This is a genomic window from Falsiruegeria mediterranea M17, assembly GCF_900302455.1.
Lineage (GTDB): Bacteria > Pseudomonadota > Alphaproteobacteria > Rhodobacterales > Rhodobacteraceae > Falsiruegeria > Falsiruegeria mediterranea.
The window spans coordinates 80560-95697 of the sequence record NZ_ONZG01000008.1 but is presented as its reverse complement, the minus strand read 5'-3'; the positions used below and the strand labels follow the sequence as shown (position 1 = coordinate 95697).

Below are 15138 nucleotides of genomic sequence, written 5' to 3'. Positions count from 1 at the left end.
AACGATGAAGGACCTGGCCCAAATCGACGGAGCCATCGAATGGCTCGGCGTAAAATACAAAACCATCCTCGCCCCAGATCAGACGGGCGGCGCTATGTCCATCGTGGACAGTTGGTCCCCTGCGGGTAGCGGCCCCCCGCGTCACGTGCATCAAAACGAAGACGAGACCTTTGTGATCCTGACCGGCACCTGCAGGATCTGGCTGGAAGGCCAGGAGTTCACTGCAAGCGCGGGCGAAAGCGTCTTCATCCCGCGCGGCACAGAACACACATTCAAGGTGACTGATGACGATCCTTGCCGCCACCTGGTGATCCTGACGCCCGGCGGCTTCGAAGGCTTCTTTGCCGACATGGCTGCCGGTCAATGCCGTATCCCAGAGGACATGCCCGCGATCGAAGAGAGCGCCAAGCGCCACAACATGACTTTCACTGGCCCCCCTTTGGATTGATATCATGACAGAAAAGCCCATCGTCTATCATATCCCCGTCTGTCCCTTCTCGCAGCGACTGGAAATCCTGCTGGCGTTGCGGGGACTGAAGGATGCCGTAGAATTTCGTGTGGTGGATATCACCAGGCCGCGCGATCCCGAATTGCTAGCCAAGACACGGGGGACGACAGCCTTGCCCGTGCTGGAAACCAGCGACGGCCTTATATTGAAAGAAAGCCTCGTGATCCTGCGCTATCTCGACGAGGCTCTACCGGGGGCACCATTGCGCCGCAGTGACCCTGTTGAGCACGCCATTGAATCGATGCTGATTGCCCGCGAAGGACCTTTCACAATGGCAGGCTATCTCTTCGTCATGAATCAGGATCAGGCGTGCCGAGATGAGCATTTGAATAAACTCCTGGCGCTTTATCGAGACCTTGATGATTTCCTGTTGCATCACAATCCGACTGGCCCATTCTTGTTCGAGGACTTCGGTTTGGCAGAGGCTGTTTTCACCCCTATGTTCAAGCGTTTTTGGTTCCTTGACTACTATGAAGACTTCAAACTTCCCATGGGCAAAGACTATGACCGGGTACGGGCGTGGCGTGATGCGTGCATAGCGCATCCAAAAACAGCGCAGGTGACCGAAGAAGAGATCGTCAAGCTTTACTACGACTACGCACTCGGGGCTGGAAACGGTGCCTTGCCTGACGGCCGTAGCGTTTCAAGTTTCACCTTCGAACCGCCTTGGCAATCAAGACCGATGCCCCCAAGGGAAAAGTATGCGGCGAAAGCCACCGACCAAGAGCTGGGACTTATCAACTGACCATGGAGTAGATGCCCAGTACCGGACATTCACGCGTCGCGCTGAATTGCACAAATTGGGCTCAACGCAGACGTTTCCTGCGCGCACTTTTTTGTTCGCAGCTCCAGCTCACCGATCTTGCGTCAACCCCAGCCGACTTTCGGCATAGCTGACAAAAGCATCCGAGATGCCCTGAGCTGCCAGTTCCAACAAGCGCGCGCCATCTTCTGGAGTGGCCAAAGCGGAATGCGATCCCACCCGGCCATCCGGGAACATGGCACGGTGTTCGTCGGGGGGGCCGTGTTTGTCGCCTTTGTGAGCGTTGATGTATTCGGTGCTCAGGGCTTCGGGCGGGTTTTCGGCGTCGCCCGCGGGCAGCTCGCCCATCAGCGTCTGGGTAATGGCGACCTCGGACGGGGTGGCGTGCATCCCCTCCCACGCGCCATAAAGTGACTGTCGCAACGCGTTGACCTCGGCAGGTTCCCACCAGCTCAGCAACGTCAACGCGCCGGGATCCAAGGGTTCACCGACCCGTTTGAGCGGCGCGATGTTGGCGCCGTGGCCGTTGACGACAAAGACGCCCTTGAACCCCTGCGTCAGAAGCCCCCGGATCACCTCGCCTGCATGGGCAGCGAAGACCTCCTCAGACACCGACACCGTTCCGGGGAAACTGGTGTTGAAGGGTGCAGGGGTATAGGCCAGCGCAGGCGCCACGATGGCATCACACAAATCGGCCGCCTGTTGCGCCACAGCCTCGGCGCAGATGGTGTCAGTGCCGATCCGCCCCATGGGGCCGTGCTGTTCGGTCGACCCCACAGGCAGCATCACACAGGCGCCGTGTTCTATCCACTTGCCGACCTCTGGCCATGTCATTTCTGACAGTTGCATCGCCCTGCCCCTTTTTTGCGCTCTTTCGGTTTGCATCTATGCATACTACGGTTCGGTCATGGAAGACTCAGCACCCGGCCCCCATTCGGCACCAACCCTGGACCAAACCGTTGGCGCCGCCGTAAAGCACCATCGCATGCTGGCGGGCCTGACCTTGGCCGAACTGTCGCGACAGGCGAATGTGTCGACCGCGATGATCTCCAAGATCGAGCGTGGTCAGGTCTCGGCCTCTCTTGCAACGCTCGAGGCGCTGGCGACGGGCATCGACGTGCCACTGATAAACTTCTTTGCTGGTACCGTGCGCTGGTCCGACATGTCCTTTGTCAAAGCGGGCGAAGGTATGACTGTGCAACGTTTGGGCAGCGATTTTGGCCATGTTTACAAGATGATCGGTCGCGCCAATGCCGATCACGTCAGTTTCGAAAGCTTTGACGTCACGCTGGAGAACCCGCTGTCCTCGCGGCCGGTCTATATCCATCGCGGGGTTGAATTCATCCACATGGTCGAGGGCGAGATGATCTTTCGCTGTGGGGATGCCAAATACCACATGTGCCCCGGTGACAGCCTGTCATTCGACAGCAATTCAGCCCACTGCCCCGAGAAGCTGCTGACCGACAAAGTGCGGTTCATCACCGTAATCTCAAGGGCGGAAAACGGGCAAACGTAAAAAAGGGGCCGCCATGACAGCGCCCCCCTTCAAACCATGAGTGGCAGTTAAAATTACAGACCCCATTTGGCCTTTGTTGTTTCAAAGAACCCCTGTGCCTGTTTCACCTTGACCCAGTTGTTCACGTAGTTGATCCAGACCTGATCGGCCTGCGGCAGCAACATGGCAATAGGCGATGGCGAACGCGGACCAGTTCCGGGAACACGCACCACAGGGAACTTTTGCTCCAGCGTCGAACCTTCGATGTTCGACGTGATAAAGACGTCCGCACGACCGGCCAGAACCTCTTGGAAGCCGCGCGCGGGGGCTTCGACCACTTTGATGTCGGCATTCGGGAACCATTCGCGCACGCGTTTTTCAAAGGTGGTGCCAAGCGTTGTGGCCACTTTGACACCCGGCTGGTTGATCGAATCATAGCCGTCAAAATTTCCGGCCTTGTCCTTGAGCGTGTACGGATACAGCTCAACCGAGATATAGCTTTCCGAGAAACCTGCAACCTTCATCCTGGGCGGCGAGATCGAGGCCGAGCCTGTCATATGATACTTGCCCGCAACCACGCCGTTGACCAACGTTTTCCAGTCGGTAGGGACGAATTCCACTTCGACCCCAAGGTCAGCAGCCAATTGGTTCATGACGTCGATGTCGAACCCCTTGTAGCTGTTGGTCGCCGGATCGCGCAGGGTCATCGGATTCCAGTCACCGGTTGTGCCCACCTTGAGCACCCCGCCGTCCAGAATTTCGTTCAAAGCTGATTGCGCCTGCGCCGCGCCGGCCAGCGCGAGGCTGACAGCAGCAACAGCAGCGGCCTTGAGAAGGTGTTTCATGAATTTCTCCCGTTGGTGGCTTTTGTTCTGGGCATGATAGCCGGATTGCTGCTTGATTTAAGGCAAAGATAACTCATAGTCTCAAGAAAAAATTTTCCCCCCAGGAAAATTAGACCCAGGGAGAGCGCCGTGACTGAGACCGCAATCGAGCTTGTTGGAGTCAACAAGTGGTATGGCACGTTCCATGTGCTCAAGGACATCAACCTGACCGTCGAAACAGGTCAAAAGGTTGTGATTTGCGGCCCCTCAGGGTCGGGAAAATCCACCGTCGTAAGATGCATTAACCGATTGGAAGAACACCAGAAAGGTCAAATTTTGGTCGACGGCGTTGAGCTTACGAATGACGCAGCATCCGTCAACCGGATCCGGTCCGAAGTCGGCATGGTGTTTCAGCAATTCAACCTCTTCCCGCACCTCACTGTTTTGGACAATCTGACCCTTGGTCCGGTCAAGGCCCGCGGCTTGACCAAAAAAGAGGCAGAAGAGCGTGCGCGCCACTATCTTGAGCGGGTTCACATCCCCGATCAGGCCGAAAAGCGCCCCGGCCAGCTGTCCGGTGGGCAGCAGCAGCGGGTGGCGATTGCCCGATCCCTGTGCATGGAACCCAAGGTTCTGCTCTTTGATGAACCCACCTCGGCGCTTGATCCCGAAATGATCTCCGAGGTGCTCGACGTGATGGTCGATTTGGCCAACGAGGGCATGACTATGGTGGTGGTGACCCATGAGATGGGCTTTGCCCGCAAGGTGGCGGACAACATGATCTTCATGGACGCGGGCGAGATTGTCGAACACGGCCCGCCAGAAGAATTTTTTGGCGCGCCCCGATCCGAGCGGTGCCAAAAGTTTCTCAGCCAGATCCTGCAACATTAAGAACGGGGCGTACCATGAAGAAGATACTAGCGTTTTCCCTGCCCTTTCTGATCCTGTCGGGCTGTGGCAGCTCGTCGACCTGGGGCTGGTATGTGATCGATCCACGCACCAACACTGGATGGATCAACATCAAATTCCTGATCTCGGGCATGGGCGACACCATCCTGATATCGGTCATTGCGGCCGTGATCTCGATTGTGCTTGGACTATTGGTTGCGTTGCCTGCCCTGTCGAACCGCTGGCCGGTTCGCATGATCAATCGGGTCTATGTGGAATTTGTCCGCTCGATCCCGCTTCTGCCGATGTTGTTTTGGGTGTTTTACGGCCTTCCCATCGTGTTCCAATCGATGGGTTTGAACATCCCCATTGATCCCTTCTGGGGTGCGATCATCACATTGGCGATCTCGGACAGTGCATTTACGGCCGAAATCTATCGCGCGGGCATCCAATCAATCCCCAAGGGTCAGAGTGAGGCGGCACAGACCATCGGCCTCAACTACGGGCAATCAATGCGTTACGTGATCCTGCCGCAGGCGATCCGCCGCATCCTGCCTCCTTTGGCGAACCAGTTCATCTACATCGTGAAGATGAGCGCCTTTGCCTCTGTCATCGGGATGCAGGAACTGACCCGCCGCGCCAATGAACTGGTGGTGACAGAATACCGCCCGCTGGAAATCTATACCCTTCTGATCCTGGAATACCTGGTGCTGGTGCTGATCATCAGCGCAGGCGTGCGTTGGCTGGAACGTCGCATGGGGTCGGACGAACGTTGAATTAGGAGAGCTGACAGATGGATTGGAACGCATTCATGGCCGAGATCGAGAGCGATATCGGCACTTATGCCAAGGAAATCCCCGACACGATGAAAGGGTTCGGGGCGATGGGCGCAGCGGCCAAGAAAAGTGGCGCGCTGGATGAGAAAACCAAGGAAATCATGGCGCTCGGCATTGCGATTGCCACCCGCTGTGACAGTTGCATCGGGTTTCACGTGCGGTCCCTGGTGCGCCTTGGCCTGACCCGGGATGAGATGTGCGAGGCACTGGCGATGGCAACATACATGGGCGGCGGGCCGTCACTGGCCTACTCGGCCAAAGCGCTCAAAGCCTTTGATACATTTTCTGCATAAACATAAGGGGCTGATAGACGGGGGCACTCCCGCCCGTCGTCGATGTTTCTGACGAAACACCTCCTCCCGTTGGGCCGGGCCGCGCTTCGCGCGGCGGTTGGCCTGTGTCGGCACCAAGCCAGCAAACCATTGATGTTTGCTCAATACGGAACAAAAGCCAATGGGTGGGCCCGGCGCCGCGCAGTGCGCGGCGCCGGGCCCAAGGCCGTTCGTGGTGCTGACGCAGTCAGGACCACGCGGGCGCGGGAGCATCCCGGGATGATTTGGAAACCGTTTCAGGCCCAGGTGCCGGACAAGGTTTCTTCCGGGCATTGACCCACGCCGCGCGCCGGTTGCGCGAAGATCGCCGCGATGTCGGGGTGTTCATCAAGGATCTCTGCCACGCCCGGCACAAGATGCGCGTCAAATCGGCCATTGTTCCAGACCGCAACCCCATCCAGACGAATCGTGGGGTCCAGCACGTTCAGCGAAATCTCGCCCGGCGCGTAGCTGCCGCAGGTATGAGCGTGCAACAGGCGCGGGTTGCCAAAGGCAGCCCCGCTCCAACGGGCGAAATCTTCGGCCACGGGACGGTCGTAGCTGCATCCGGGGTGGATGCCGGCGTGCCAGGAATGGATGCACCAGGGATCAATTCCATAACGCGCCGACACCCAATCATAATGCTGCCGCGCTACCGAGACATCCCCATCGTCCCCATCCAGCGCCGTGATGCGGCCCTGATGCACGGTAAATGTCACAGGGCCCGCCAACGCGCAGGCATAGGGCTCGTAGAACCGTGATCCCGTCCCGACCAAGAACCCATGCTGCACCACCTGCCCGCAAAAATTACCCGCAGGCACCGGCGCAAACACCGACATCGGAAACCGTGTCACGGCCACATCCGCGATCTGGGTCGGGAACTTGGCCCCATCCCCGCGAAAATTGGTCCCCAAGGGGCAAGTCACATGAATATCCTCGGCCCGCGCCACCATGCGGTTGACCGCATCCTTGATGGCAACAAACCCATGGTAATGCCCCTGCCCGAACCCTGACGCCAGCATGCCCGCATCCAACGCGTAGCTCATGATTGGGCGGATACCGGCCATATCGGAATTAAACCGAATCTGGTCACCAAAGCGCGCCAAAAACAGGGACCGCGTTGCCCCCTTCATCTGCGTGACAAGATCCTCGCCAGGGGTGGCGCCATCGGGACTGAACGGCACCTCTTGCGTGGCGACCTCGATCCCCAAAGCCTGGGCGCGCTCCAAGACAACATCAAGAATATCAACGTGGTAGTAGGTCTCTTCCACCCCTTCGTGCAGCACCAGCAACCGATCCCCCGGCAGCAGCCCCGCGCAGGTCAGCAGCAGATTATCCGCACCCTTTTGCAGATCCGTGTTCATGTCCAAAATCCCGATTGGCAAGCGGGGACCACGCCCCGTTGGCTGACCTCACATCTACGTGAGATGTAAATTCCGTGCCAGAAAATTTTTTACTCTCAGTAGAATTTTCTACTGACCCTGATGGGTACACCTGCGATAAGCTGACCCAAACCATCCATTTGACGGAGACCGAGATGAGTGCATGGATTCGCATGATCGAAGATGCCGAGGCCGACGGACGGCTCAAAGAGCTGTTGGACAAGGCGCGCACCCCCCACGGCACCGTGGACACGGTTATGCGCGTGCATTCCCTGCGGCCCGAGACGATGAACGGCCATGTCACGCTTTATCGTTCGGTCCTGCATTCCGACGACAACACGCTGCCGTTCTGGTTCCTCGAGGTGATCGCCAGCTACACCTCGATCCTGAACGATTGCACGTATTCGCTGACGCACCATTTCATGAATGTGCGCAACCTGCTGCGGGATCAGCCGCGCAGCGACCGCATCTTTCTGGCGTTGAAAGCACACAGACCAGAGGATGAGTTCGAGGGCAAGGAGCTTGCCTTGCTGCGTTATGCAGGCAAGCTGACCATAGATGTGGGCAAGATGGTCAAATCCGACTTCGAGGCGCTCAAGATCGGGGGCGCAAGCGATGAGGAAGTCCTCGAAGTCAATCAGGTCTGTGCCTATTTCAACTATTCCAACCGACTGCTGAACGGGTTGGGTGCCACGACGGAAAACGACGTCATCGGGTATTACAAAGGCGACGACTGAAGTCGGCTTGCCCGTCAGCTCATTTTGGCGGGCAAGGCTGCAAAACCACGAAACCGGATACGCCCACCCGAAATGCGTCCGGGAAGCAGGCGGTAGTTTGGAAACCGCTGCAAAAGCCGACCGATGGCAATGCGCCCTTCCATCCGCGCAAGGGTAAGTCCGACGCAAACATGCGGCCCGCCTGCAAAGGCAAGGTGCCGGTTCGGTTTGCGCGCGATGTCGAACCGGGTCGGGTCGTCAAAGACGGCCGGATCGCGGTTGGCTGCCCCGATGCACAGGTGCAAATTGGTGCCAGCAGGAATGGTGCGGCCATCCAGCTCGACATCGTCGGTGGTTTCGCGGTTTCCCAATTGGTTGGGTGAGCGGACGCGCAGAATCTCTTCAACTGCTGTGTTCAGCAACGCAGGGTCGTCAAGCAAGCGTTGGCGTTGATCCGGATGATCGTCGAGCAGCGCCAGGCCATTGCCGATCAGGTTTGTGGTCGTTTCGTGGCCCGCGTTCAGAATGAAGATGCAATTCTGCAAAAGCTCGATCTCCGACAGCTGCCCATCTGCGCCCTCTCCAGTGATCAGGCGGGTCAACACGTCCGTCTCGATGTCACCTGGAGACGCCCGTCTGCGGGCGACCAGATCTTCGAGATAGGCTTTGAACTCTTCAACAGCCTTGTGCCCTGTCGCCAGTTGTTCGTCGGTCAGCGACGGCTCCAACGCTCCAAGGATCGCAAGCGACCAATCCCGCAGTGGCCCCCGCTCGTCCATTGGCACGTCGAGCAGGTTGCCTATGATCTGGATCGGGATGGTCGAGGCAAAATCCTCGATCAGGTCCACCTGATCCGTGCGCGCCAATCCGTCCAACAGGTGATCAACCGTGGCAATCAAGCCCGGTTCCATTTTTGCAATCGCACGGGGGGTCAAGGCAGAGGTCATGATTTTGCGGACACGGGTGTGGAGTGGCGGGTCGGAAAACACCAGCGAGGTTGTGTGATGCTCAAAAAGCGGTGAGCCAACGCCAAACTTGGGACCAAAGGCGACCTTTTTGTCCGAAGAATAAAGCTTGGTGTCGCGATAGATCCGGTCCAGATCTGTGTGACGGCTGAGCAATATGGACCCATCTGGTTGCGGCAACACCGGTGCATGGCCCAGCAGCGCATCGTAGAAGGGAAACGGATCATCCAGAAACCCGGGCGGCGGGTTGGTCAAATCCAGCGAGATCACGGCCTCGGGTGACATTGCGTTGGTCATCAATCCTCCCTCTCTCCTGATCTCATGCATAGGACAAGAAATTAACCGACCACAAGGTCAGGAAAGTCGCAGCCTCTTTTGACGGTAACGCGAATGGCGCCGGGGACGCTCCCGCCCGTCGTTCGTGCATCAAAGATGCCCTCCTCCCGTTGGGCCGGGCCTCGCTGCGCTCGGCGGTTGGCGTATGTCGCGACCATCTCGAAAACTCGAACCAGTGGCTCTTGCGACGACACCGATGGGTAGACCGGAAGCCGTGGGGAGAGACCGCGCCGCGCAGTGCGCGGCGCCGGGCCCAAGGCCGTTCGTGGTGCTGACGCAGTCAGGACCGCGCGGGCGCGGGAGCTCCCCGTCATCTTTGCGAGGCGCCTGCAACCGGATCAAGACACTTCGACACGTGCCTCCCTGGATTGGGTGGCATTTCCAAACCAGCTGTGCTCTGTGGTCTGTTCCACCATCGCCCAAGTCAGCAGGACGCGCCATGTCAGACCCGGTTTCTTCGATCCGCAACCTTGGTCCCGCTTACGAGGAGAGCTGCGCGCGTGCAGGCATCCATTCGGCGCAGGAGCTGCGAGATCTGGGCGCGGATGAGGTTTATGGTCGACTGCTGCAAACCGGCAGCAGGCCACACTTCATAGGTTACTATGTGCTGGTGATGGCGCTACAGGGCCGCCCTTGGAACGACTGCAAGGGCGAAGAGAAAAAGGCCCTGCGCATCCGATTCGACGCGATTGTGGCCGCATCCTACGACAAGGGCCGCTCCGAATTCGAAGCGGCCCTTGATGCGATCGGTGTGATCGAGAAGCGGCGTTAGTTAGCCGACCAGCTCGAGACCCGAGAAGAAGTACGCGATCTCAACTGCTGCGGTTTCGGGAGCATCCGAACCGTGGACCGAGTTTTCGCCAACCGATTCAGCAAATTCGGCGCGGATGGTGCCGGCCGCTGCGTCTGCGGGGTTGGTTGCACCCATGACTTCGCGGTTCTTGGCGATGGCGCCTTCACCTTCGAGAACCTGAGCAACGATCGGAGCCGACGCCATGAACTCGCACAGTTCGTCGTAAAAGGGGCGCTCTTTGTGCACGGCATAGAACTCACCCGCTTGCGCTTTGGTCAGGTGGATGCGCTTTTGTGCAACGATGCGCAGGCCAGCTTCTTCGAACTTGGCGTTGATTGCGCCGGTCAGGTTGCGGCGGGTTGCATCGGGTTTGATGATCGAAAACGTGCGTTCCAGTGCCATGTTGGCCTCTCCTTGCTCTGGCGCCAATGCGCCGAATAATCTGCGCGCCGCCTAACACGGTCTGGCACGCAAGAAAAGTGCCTTGATGGGGATATCCGGGCTTTGTGGACTCAGACCGCGTCCGGAAGTGGCTCGACCCGGTCGACCCAGCGGACGTAGAGCACCGAAACCAGCCCCAAACCACTGGCCACCATCATCATAGACAACACCAGGTAAGGCGCGTTGGCCTCGGTCACCAAACCGCCCGTAGCCATGGTCAGCGCTGCCCCCAAGGCCACCGTCATCGCGCCCGAAAGACCCGAGGCGCTGCCCGCCAGTTTGGGCCGCACCGACATCAAGCCAACGGTGGCATTGGCCACGGTCAAGCCGTTCCCGAAGCCCACGAAGATCGCCGATCCGAAGAACACCCAGACCGACCCGGCCCCAGTTGCGAACAACAGCAACCCGATCAACGGGCCCACTGTGGCCACGATCCGCCCGATCAGGATCATCGTGGTCAGTTGCGTGCGCGCAGCCAACCGCCCGGTCACAAAGTTGCCGGCCATGAACCCACCGGTGATGATGCCGATCCCAAGGCCCAGCATCGCCGGGCTCAGGTCAAACCAGGTCGCAGCCACTAGGGGCGCACCGGTGATGAAGGCGTAGAACCCGCCAATGGAAAACGCGGCACAGAGCGCATAGCCCCAGAACCGGCGCGAGGCGAAAAGATGCGGGTATTGCCGAAATTGCGCGCCCAAGGTGTCTGACGGCTCGGTATTGGTCTCGCCCAGATCACCCCACAAGAGCGCCAACATCCCAAAGCCCATCACCGCATAAAGAACAAACCCCGACCGCCAGCCAAACGCCATGTCCAGCGCCCCGCCCAGCATGGGCCCCAGCATCGGCGCCAGCGCCATGGTCATGGTGACATAGCCCAGCTTGCTCGCGGCCTCATTGGGTGGGTGCATATCTCGGATCACCGCGCGTGAGATCACCTGCCCGGCAATCACCGCACCTTGCAGCATGCGCCATCCCAGGAACACCCAGACGTTTTCCGCCAGCACACACCCGACCGAGGCCAAGGCAAAGATCGCCATGGAAATCAGCATCAGCGGCCGCCGCCCGTAGAGGTCCGACAACGGACCCATGATCAGTTGCAACATGCCAGAGACGATCAGATAGCCCGCAATGGACAGGTTGATGACGGCATAATCAGCCTCAAAATCCACCGCCATCTGTGTCAGCGACGGCAGGAACATATTCAACGACACCACCGCCAACGCCGATGCAAAGACCAACGTCACAATATGCGGAGGAGTTTGCGCAGGTCGCATGTCACAGGCTTTCCGATTGGGGTCTCACGACCGCTATCACCCTGAGACTGCACTGACCACCCTGCCCGGCGACTTACGCGCTAGCGGCAAGTTCAACCCTCTGTTATGAGCGGCATATGTTACGGATTCAGGATATCGTCTACGCGGTCGAGGGCCGCCCCTTGTTCGACGGCGCAAGCGCCACTATTCCCGATGGGCACAAGGTGGGACTTGTGGGGCGCAATGGCACCGGCAAGACGACGCTGTTTCGTCTGATCCGGGGCGAATTGGCACTGGAATCGGGCGATATCGCCCTGCCCAAACGCGCCCGCATTGGGGGCGTTGCTCAGGAAGCGCCTGCCTCGGACGTGTCGCTGGTAGATACGGTTCTGGCCGCCGACACCGAACGCACAGCGTTGATGGTCGAGGCCGAGACCGCCCAGGACCCCGCCCGGATTGCCGAAATTCAGACCCGCCTGGCCGATATCGACGCCTGGTCGGCCGAGGCGCGAGCCTCCTCCATCCTCAAAGGGCTTGGATTTGACGACGAGGATCAAAAACGCCCCTGCGCCGCTTTCTCGGGTGGATGGCGGATGCGGGTGGCTCTGGCGGCGGTGCTGTTCTCACAGCCTGACCTGCTGCTCTTGGACGAGCCGACCAACTACCTCGACCTTGAGGGCGCGCTGTGGCTGGAAAGCTATCTGGCGAAATACCCCCACACGGTGATCATCATCAGCCACGACCGCGGGCTTTTGAACCGCGCGGTAGGGGCGATCCTGCACCTCGAGGATCGCAAGCTGACGCTCTACCAGGGCCCCTACGACCAATTCGCCCGTCAACGCGCTGAGAAGTTGGCCCAAGCCGAAGCGATGGCCAAGAAGCAGGACGCCCGGCGCGCGCATCTGCAGTCATATGTGGACCGTTTCCGGTATAAGGCCGACAAAGCAAAACAGGCGCAATCACGGCTCAAGGCACTGGCGCGGATGCAGCCGATCACCAGCCCGCAAGAGGCCGCGCTGCGGTCGTTCACTTTCCCCAATCCCGAGGAGCTGTCGCCCCCCATCATCAACCTTGAAGGCGGCGTGACAGGCTATGGCGAGGTCGAGGTGCTGCGCAAGCTGAACCTGCGCATTGACCAAGACGACCGGATCGCCCTGCTGGGCAAGAACGGCCAGGGCAAGTCGACGCTTTCGAAGTTGCTGTCGGATCGTTTGCCCCTGATGGCGGGCAAGATGACGAAATCGTCCAAGCTGCGCATCGGCTTCTTTGCCCAGCATCAAGTTGATGAGCTCTATGTTGACGAATCCCCGCTCGACCACCTGCGTCGCCTGCGACCCGCTGAAACCCCCGCGAAATGGCGCGCACGCTTGGCCGGGTTTGGCCTGAATGCGGATCAGGCCGACACCGTGGTGGGGCGTCTGTCAGGTGGGCAAAAAGCGCGGCTTAGCCTGTTGATTGCCACAATCGACGCGCCACACATGCTGATCCTGGATGAGCCCACCAACCACCTCGACATCGAAAGCCGCGAGGCGCTGGTCGAGGCGCTGACGCAATATTCGGGCGCCGTGATCCTGGTGACACACGACATGCACCTGCTGAGCCTGGTGGCAGACCGATTGTGGCTGGTGTCGAATGGAACGGTCAAACCGTTTGACGACGATCTCGAAGCTTATCGCTCGCTTCTGCTGGCCCGCGACAAACCCAAACCCAAAATCGAAAAGTCCAAACCAAAGCGACCATCGCGCGATGCGATCCTTGCTCTGCGCGCCGAGGTGCGCAAGTGCGAAGAGCGGGTGGAGAAGCTGACCGACATGCACGACAAGCTGTCGGCCAAACTGGCAGATCCCACCCTCTATGACGACGACAAGATCAACGATCTTGAAACTTGGAACCGCAAGTTCGCCGAGGTGGTGGATGCAATGGATCGGGCCGAGACGCTCTGGGTGGCCGCGCAGGAGAAACTGGACGCAGCGGAGACAGCACAATGACGACACCCGTCAAGGACACGAGCGCCATGATCGCAGGAATGGAGCCTCTGTTGGTCGACGGGACATTTGCCTTTGTTCCCTGGCCGGTCGGCGACGCTTGGCCTGAAGGCACACGCGCGAGCTGTGTCGAAGATGAGGGCCTTTCGCTGATCATTCCTATCGATGCAGCGCCTCACGATGCATTGCCCATGCGTTGCATCACCTTGCAAGTGCACTCCTCTCTCGAAGGGGTCGGGCTGACCGCTGCCGTCTCGGCTGGATTGGCCGCAAGCGGCATTCCCGCCAACGTGGTCGCGGGGTATCATCACGACCACGTCTATCTGCCCGCCGACAAGGCCGATCTGGCGATGGGCATCCTGCGCCAACTACAGAAAGAGGCCGCGCAATGATCGACATGGCCTTTCTGATCACCGCCTTCACCACGCTCTTTGTGGTTATCGACCCGCCCGGGCAGGCACCGATCTTCATGGCGCTGACGCAAGACATGGACGCCCGCACCCGCCGGGGCATCGCGATCCGTGCATGCCTGACGGCGGCTGGCATCCTGGCAATGTTTGCGGCCTTTGGCGAGGCGGTGCTGGGCTTTGTCGGCATCTCGATGCCCGCCTTCCGCGTCGCAGGCGGCGTACTGCTGTTCCTAACGGCGATGGACATGCTGTTCGAACGCCGTACCAAACGCCGCGAAGACCGCGCCGAAGAGGAAGACCACGCCGACCCTTCGGTCTTTCCCCTGGGCATCCCACTGATCGCAGGCCCCGGCTCGATCGCCACCATGATCTTGTTGGCCGGACAACACCCGGGCATTCAGGGTCTCGCCATGGTGATCGCCGTGATGCTGGTGGTGATGGCGGTGGTTCTGGCGCTCTATTTGCTGTCCGGGCCTTTGGCGCGGTTGTTGGGCAAGACAGGGCTGAACGTTGTGACCCGTTTGTTGGGCATGCTGCTGGCGGCGCTGTCCGTACAGTTTATCCTGAGTGGCCTCAAGGACTTTGGCTTCGCAGGATAAGGCCCCATATCCACTTGTATCTGAGGGACGATCATGGATTTCGACGCAGACAACATCGCAAGACTGGGGTATCTGGGCCTGCTGGGTGCGGCGGTTCTGATGTGGTTCGTGACCTACAACCGCGGATCGTTGGGCAAAACACTGCAACAGGCGCTGATCTGGGTGTTCATCTTCATGGGCGTGATCGCAGTGGTTGGCCTGTGGGAGGACATACGTACCACCACCGCACCCTATGGTCGCATGACAACAACCGACAACAGCATCATCGTCCCCCGCGCCCGCGACGGGCACTATTACCTGCAACTGTTGGTGAACGGCAAACCCGTGGATTTCCTTGTCGACACCGGCGCAAGTCAGATCGTTCTAAGCCAGGAAGACTCCGAAAAGATTGGCATAGTTATGAATGATCTCAACTACTTCGGACGGGCACTTACGGCGAACGGAGAAGTTCGCACAGCGCCCATCAAATTGGACAATGTTGTGCTGGGCCCCTTCGAAGATCGCAACCTGACGGCCTGGGTCAACGAAGGCGAGATGGATCAATCCCTGCTGGGAATGGAATACCTGCAGCGTTTCTCGACACTCCAGATCAGCCCGCAATCCCTGACGCTCGCGCGCTGAAACACCCCCTCG

The 15138-nt window shown here is 59.3% G+C and carries 18 protein-coding genes; 12 read left to right on the top strand and 6 right to left on the bottom strand.

All coding sequences use genetic code 11. The features are described from left to right. The first annotated feature begins 4 nt into the window (after nt 1-4). Together TRM7615_RS15940 and TRM7615_RS15935 are read left to right on the top strand one after the other, a co-directional pair. Nucleotides 5-448 (top strand): cupin domain-containing protein, encoded by a 444-nt coding sequence (locus TRM7615_RS15940; protein WP_108789307.1) that lies wholly within the window; start codon nt 5-7, stop codon nt 446-448. A gap of 4 nt (nt 449-452) precedes the next feature. Next, nucleotides 453-1253, top strand: coding sequence for a glutathione S-transferase family protein (locus TRM7615_RS15935; RefSeq protein WP_108789305.1), 801 nt, complete (start codon nt 453-455; stop codon nt 1251-1253). A 108-nt stretch (nt 1254-1361) separates the two neighbouring features. Here the strand turns inward: TRM7615_RS15935 and TRM7615_RS15930 are convergent, their stop codons facing one another. Beyond that, complete coding sequence (locus TRM7615_RS15930; RefSeq protein ID WP_108789303.1) at nt 1362-2120, bottom strand: creatininase family protein; 759 nt, start codon at nt 2118-2120, stop codon at nt 1362-1364. Nucleotides 2121-2178: 58 nt separating this feature from the next. Here TRM7615_RS15930 and TRM7615_RS25350 point away from each other — a divergent pair, with 58 nt between their 5' ends. Continuing rightward, the gene (locus tag TRM7615_RS25350) at nt 2179-2787 is read left to right on the top strand and encodes a helix-turn-helix domain-containing protein (protein ID WP_165821451.1); all 609 of its coding nucleotides are present in this window, start codon (nt 2179-2181) and stop codon (nt 2785-2787) included. Between the two features lie 53 nt (nt 2788-2840). On the opposite strand, the gene TRM7615_RS15920 is transcribed toward TRM7615_RS25350, so the two are convergent. Beyond that, nucleotides 2841-3611, bottom strand: a complete 771-nt coding sequence (locus tag TRM7615_RS15920) for a transporter substrate-binding domain-containing protein (RefSeq protein WP_108789301.1) — start codon at nt 3609-3611, stop codon at nt 2841-2843. A 129-nt stretch (nt 3612-3740) separates the two neighbouring features. Between TRM7615_RS15920 and TRM7615_RS15915 the strand changes: the two genes are divergently transcribed. From TRM7615_RS15915 to TRM7615_RS15905, 3 genes are read left to right on the top strand one after another with little or no spacing between them, the layout of a single operon-like run. After that, the gene (locus TRM7615_RS15915; RefSeq protein ID WP_108789299.1) at nt 3741-4481 is read left to right on the top strand and encodes an amino acid ABC transporter ATP-binding protein; all 741 of its coding nucleotides are present in this window, start codon (nt 3741-3743) and stop codon (nt 4479-4481) included. Between the two features lie 14 nt (nt 4482-4495). Next, nucleotides 4496-5254 carry an amino acid ABC transporter permease gene (locus TRM7615_RS15910; RefSeq protein WP_108789297.1) on the top strand — a complete coding sequence of 253 codons (759 nt, stop codon included), beginning with the start codon at nt 4496-4498 and terminating at the stop codon, nt 5252-5254. Between the two features lie 17 nt (nt 5255-5271). After that, nucleotides 5272-5607 (top strand): carboxymuconolactone decarboxylase family protein, encoded by a 336-nt coding sequence (locus tag TRM7615_RS15905; RefSeq protein WP_108789295.1) that lies wholly within the window; start codon nt 5272-5274, stop codon nt 5605-5607. A 275-nt stretch (nt 5608-5882) separates the two neighbouring features. On the opposite strand, the gene TRM7615_RS15900 is transcribed toward TRM7615_RS15905, so the two are convergent. Beyond that, the gene (locus TRM7615_RS15900) at nt 5883-6989 is read right to left on the bottom strand and encodes a hypothetical protein (protein WP_108789293.1); all 1107 of its coding nucleotides are present in this window, start codon (nt 6987-6989) and stop codon (nt 5883-5885) included. Between the two features lie 173 nt (nt 6990-7162). Here TRM7615_RS15900 and TRM7615_RS15895 point away from each other — a divergent pair, with 173 nt between their 5' ends. Beyond that, nucleotides 7163-7744 (top strand): carboxymuconolactone decarboxylase family protein, encoded by a 582-nt coding sequence (locus TRM7615_RS15895; protein ID WP_108789291.1) that lies wholly within the window; start codon nt 7163-7165, stop codon nt 7742-7744. A 14-nt stretch (nt 7745-7758) separates the two neighbouring features. On the opposite strand, the gene TRM7615_RS15890 is transcribed toward TRM7615_RS15895, so the two are convergent. Beyond that, complete coding sequence (locus TRM7615_RS15890; RefSeq protein ID WP_108789289.1) at nt 7759-8985, bottom strand: cytochrome P450; 1227 nt, start codon at nt 8983-8985, stop codon at nt 7759-7761. A gap of 478 nt (nt 8986-9463) precedes the next feature. On the opposite strand from TRM7615_RS15890, the gene TRM7615_RS15885 reads away from it, so the two are divergent. Next, entirely contained in the window at nt 9464-9796 is a 333-nt protein-coding gene (locus TRM7615_RS15885) for a TfoX/Sxy family protein (RefSeq protein WP_108789287.1), read from the top strand. Here the strand turns inward: TRM7615_RS15885 and ndk are convergent, their stop codons facing one another. Then, the gene (gene ndk, locus TRM7615_RS15880) at nt 9797-10219 is read right to left on the bottom strand and encodes a nucleoside-diphosphate kinase (RefSeq protein ID WP_085795347.1); all 423 of its coding nucleotides are present in this window, start codon (nt 10217-10219) and stop codon (nt 9797-9799) included. It lies immediately after the preceding gene. A gap of 110 nt (nt 10220-10329) precedes the next feature. Beyond that, nucleotides 10330-11532 carry a multidrug effflux MFS transporter gene (locus TRM7615_RS15875; RefSeq protein WP_108789285.1) on the bottom strand — a complete coding sequence of 401 codons (1203 nt, stop codon included), beginning with the start codon at nt 11530-11532 and terminating at the stop codon, nt 10330-10332. Nucleotides 11533-11648: 116 nt separating this feature from the next. Here TRM7615_RS15875 and TRM7615_RS15870 point away from each other — a divergent pair, with 116 nt between their 5' ends. The 4 genes from TRM7615_RS15870 to TRM7615_RS15855 are packed head-to-tail and all read left to right on the top strand — an operon-like array spanning nt 11649 to nt 15126. Beyond that, on the top strand, nt 11649-13499 hold the full coding sequence (locus tag TRM7615_RS15870) for an ABC-F family ATP-binding cassette domain-containing protein (RefSeq protein WP_108789283.1): 1851 nt from the start codon (nt 11649-11651) through the stop codon (nt 13497-13499). Next, nucleotides 13496-13888: an ACT domain-containing protein gene (locus tag TRM7615_RS15865; protein ID WP_108789281.1), complete on the top strand. Its 393-nt coding sequence runs from the start codon at nt 13496-13498 to the stop codon at nt 13886-13888. The genes TRM7615_RS15870 and TRM7615_RS15865 overlap by 4 nt, the downstream gene beginning before the upstream one ends. Continuing rightward, complete coding sequence (locus TRM7615_RS15860; protein WP_108789279.1) at nt 13885-14505, top strand: MarC family protein; 621 nt, start codon at nt 13885-13887, stop codon at nt 14503-14505. Before TRM7615_RS15865 ends, TRM7615_RS15860 begins: the two co-directional genes overlap by 4 nt. Nucleotides 14506-14538: 33 nt before the next feature. Then, nucleotides 14539-15126, top strand: coding sequence for a retropepsin-like aspartic protease family protein (locus TRM7615_RS15855; RefSeq protein ID WP_108789277.1), 588 nt, complete (start codon nt 14539-14541; stop codon nt 15124-15126). Nucleotides 15127-15138 lie beyond the last annotated feature (12 nt).

What these genes read in the sequence shown, in the direction of transcription:
- TRM7615_RS15870 (WP_108789283.1), top strand. Translation starts at nt 11,649, where the DNA reads ATGTTACGGATTCAGGATATCGTCTACGCGGTCGAGGGCCGCCCCTTG.
- TRM7615_RS15895 (WP_108789291.1), top strand. Translation starts at nt 7,163, where the DNA reads ATGAGTGCATGGATTCGCATGATCGAAGATGCCGAGGCCGACGGACGG.
- TRM7615_RS15875 (WP_108789285.1), bottom strand. Translation starts at nt 11,532, where the DNA reads ATGCGACCTGCGCAAACTCCTCCGCATATTGTGACGTTGGTCTTTGCA.
- TRM7615_RS15860 (WP_108789279.1), top strand. Translation starts at nt 13,885, where the DNA reads ATGATCGACATGGCCTTTCTGATCACCGCCTTCACCACGCTCTTTGTG.
- TRM7615_RS15890 (WP_108789289.1), bottom strand. Translation starts at nt 8,985, where the DNA reads ATGACCAACGCAATGTCACCCGAGGCCGTGATCTCGCTGGATTTGACC.
- TRM7615_RS15900 (WP_108789293.1), bottom strand. Translation starts at nt 6,989, where the DNA reads ATGAACACGGATCTGCAAAAGGGTGCGGATAATCTGCTGCTGACCTGC.
- TRM7615_RS15905 (WP_108789295.1), top strand. Translation starts at nt 5,272, where the DNA reads ATGGATTGGAACGCATTCATGGCCGAGATCGAGAGCGATATCGGCACT.
- TRM7615_RS15910 (WP_108789297.1), top strand. Translation starts at nt 4,496, where the DNA reads ATGAAGAAGATACTAGCGTTTTCCCTGCCCTTTCTGATCCTGTCGGGC.
- ndk (WP_085795347.1), bottom strand. Translation starts at nt 10,219, where the DNA reads ATGGCACTGGAACGCACGTTTTCGATCATCAAACCCGATGCAACCCGC.
- TRM7615_RS15935 (WP_108789305.1), top strand. Translation starts at nt 453, where the DNA reads ATGACAGAAAAGCCCATCGTCTATCATATCCCCGTCTGTCCCTTCTCG.
- TRM7615_RS15940 (WP_108789307.1), top strand. Translation starts at nt 5, where the DNA reads ATGAAGGACCTGGCCCAAATCGACGGAGCCATCGAATGGCTCGGCGTA.
- TRM7615_RS15865 (WP_108789281.1), top strand. Translation starts at nt 13,496, where the DNA reads ATGACGACACCCGTCAAGGACACGAGCGCCATGATCGCAGGAATGGAG.
- TRM7615_RS15930 (WP_108789303.1), bottom strand. Translation starts at nt 2,120, where the DNA reads ATGCAACTGTCAGAAATGACATGGCCAGAGGTCGGCAAGTGGATAGAA.
- TRM7615_RS15920 (WP_108789301.1), bottom strand. Translation starts at nt 3,611, where the DNA reads ATGAAACACCTTCTCAAGGCCGCTGCTGTTGCTGCTGTCAGCCTCGCG.
- TRM7615_RS15885 (WP_108789287.1), top strand. Translation starts at nt 9,464, where the DNA reads ATGTCAGACCCGGTTTCTTCGATCCGCAACCTTGGTCCCGCTTACGAG.
- TRM7615_RS15855 (WP_108789277.1), top strand. Translation starts at nt 14,539, where the DNA reads ATGGATTTCGACGCAGACAACATCGCAAGACTGGGGTATCTGGGCCTG.
- TRM7615_RS25350 (WP_165821451.1), top strand. Translation starts at nt 2,179, where the DNA reads ATGGAAGACTCAGCACCCGGCCCCCATTCGGCACCAACCCTGGACCAA.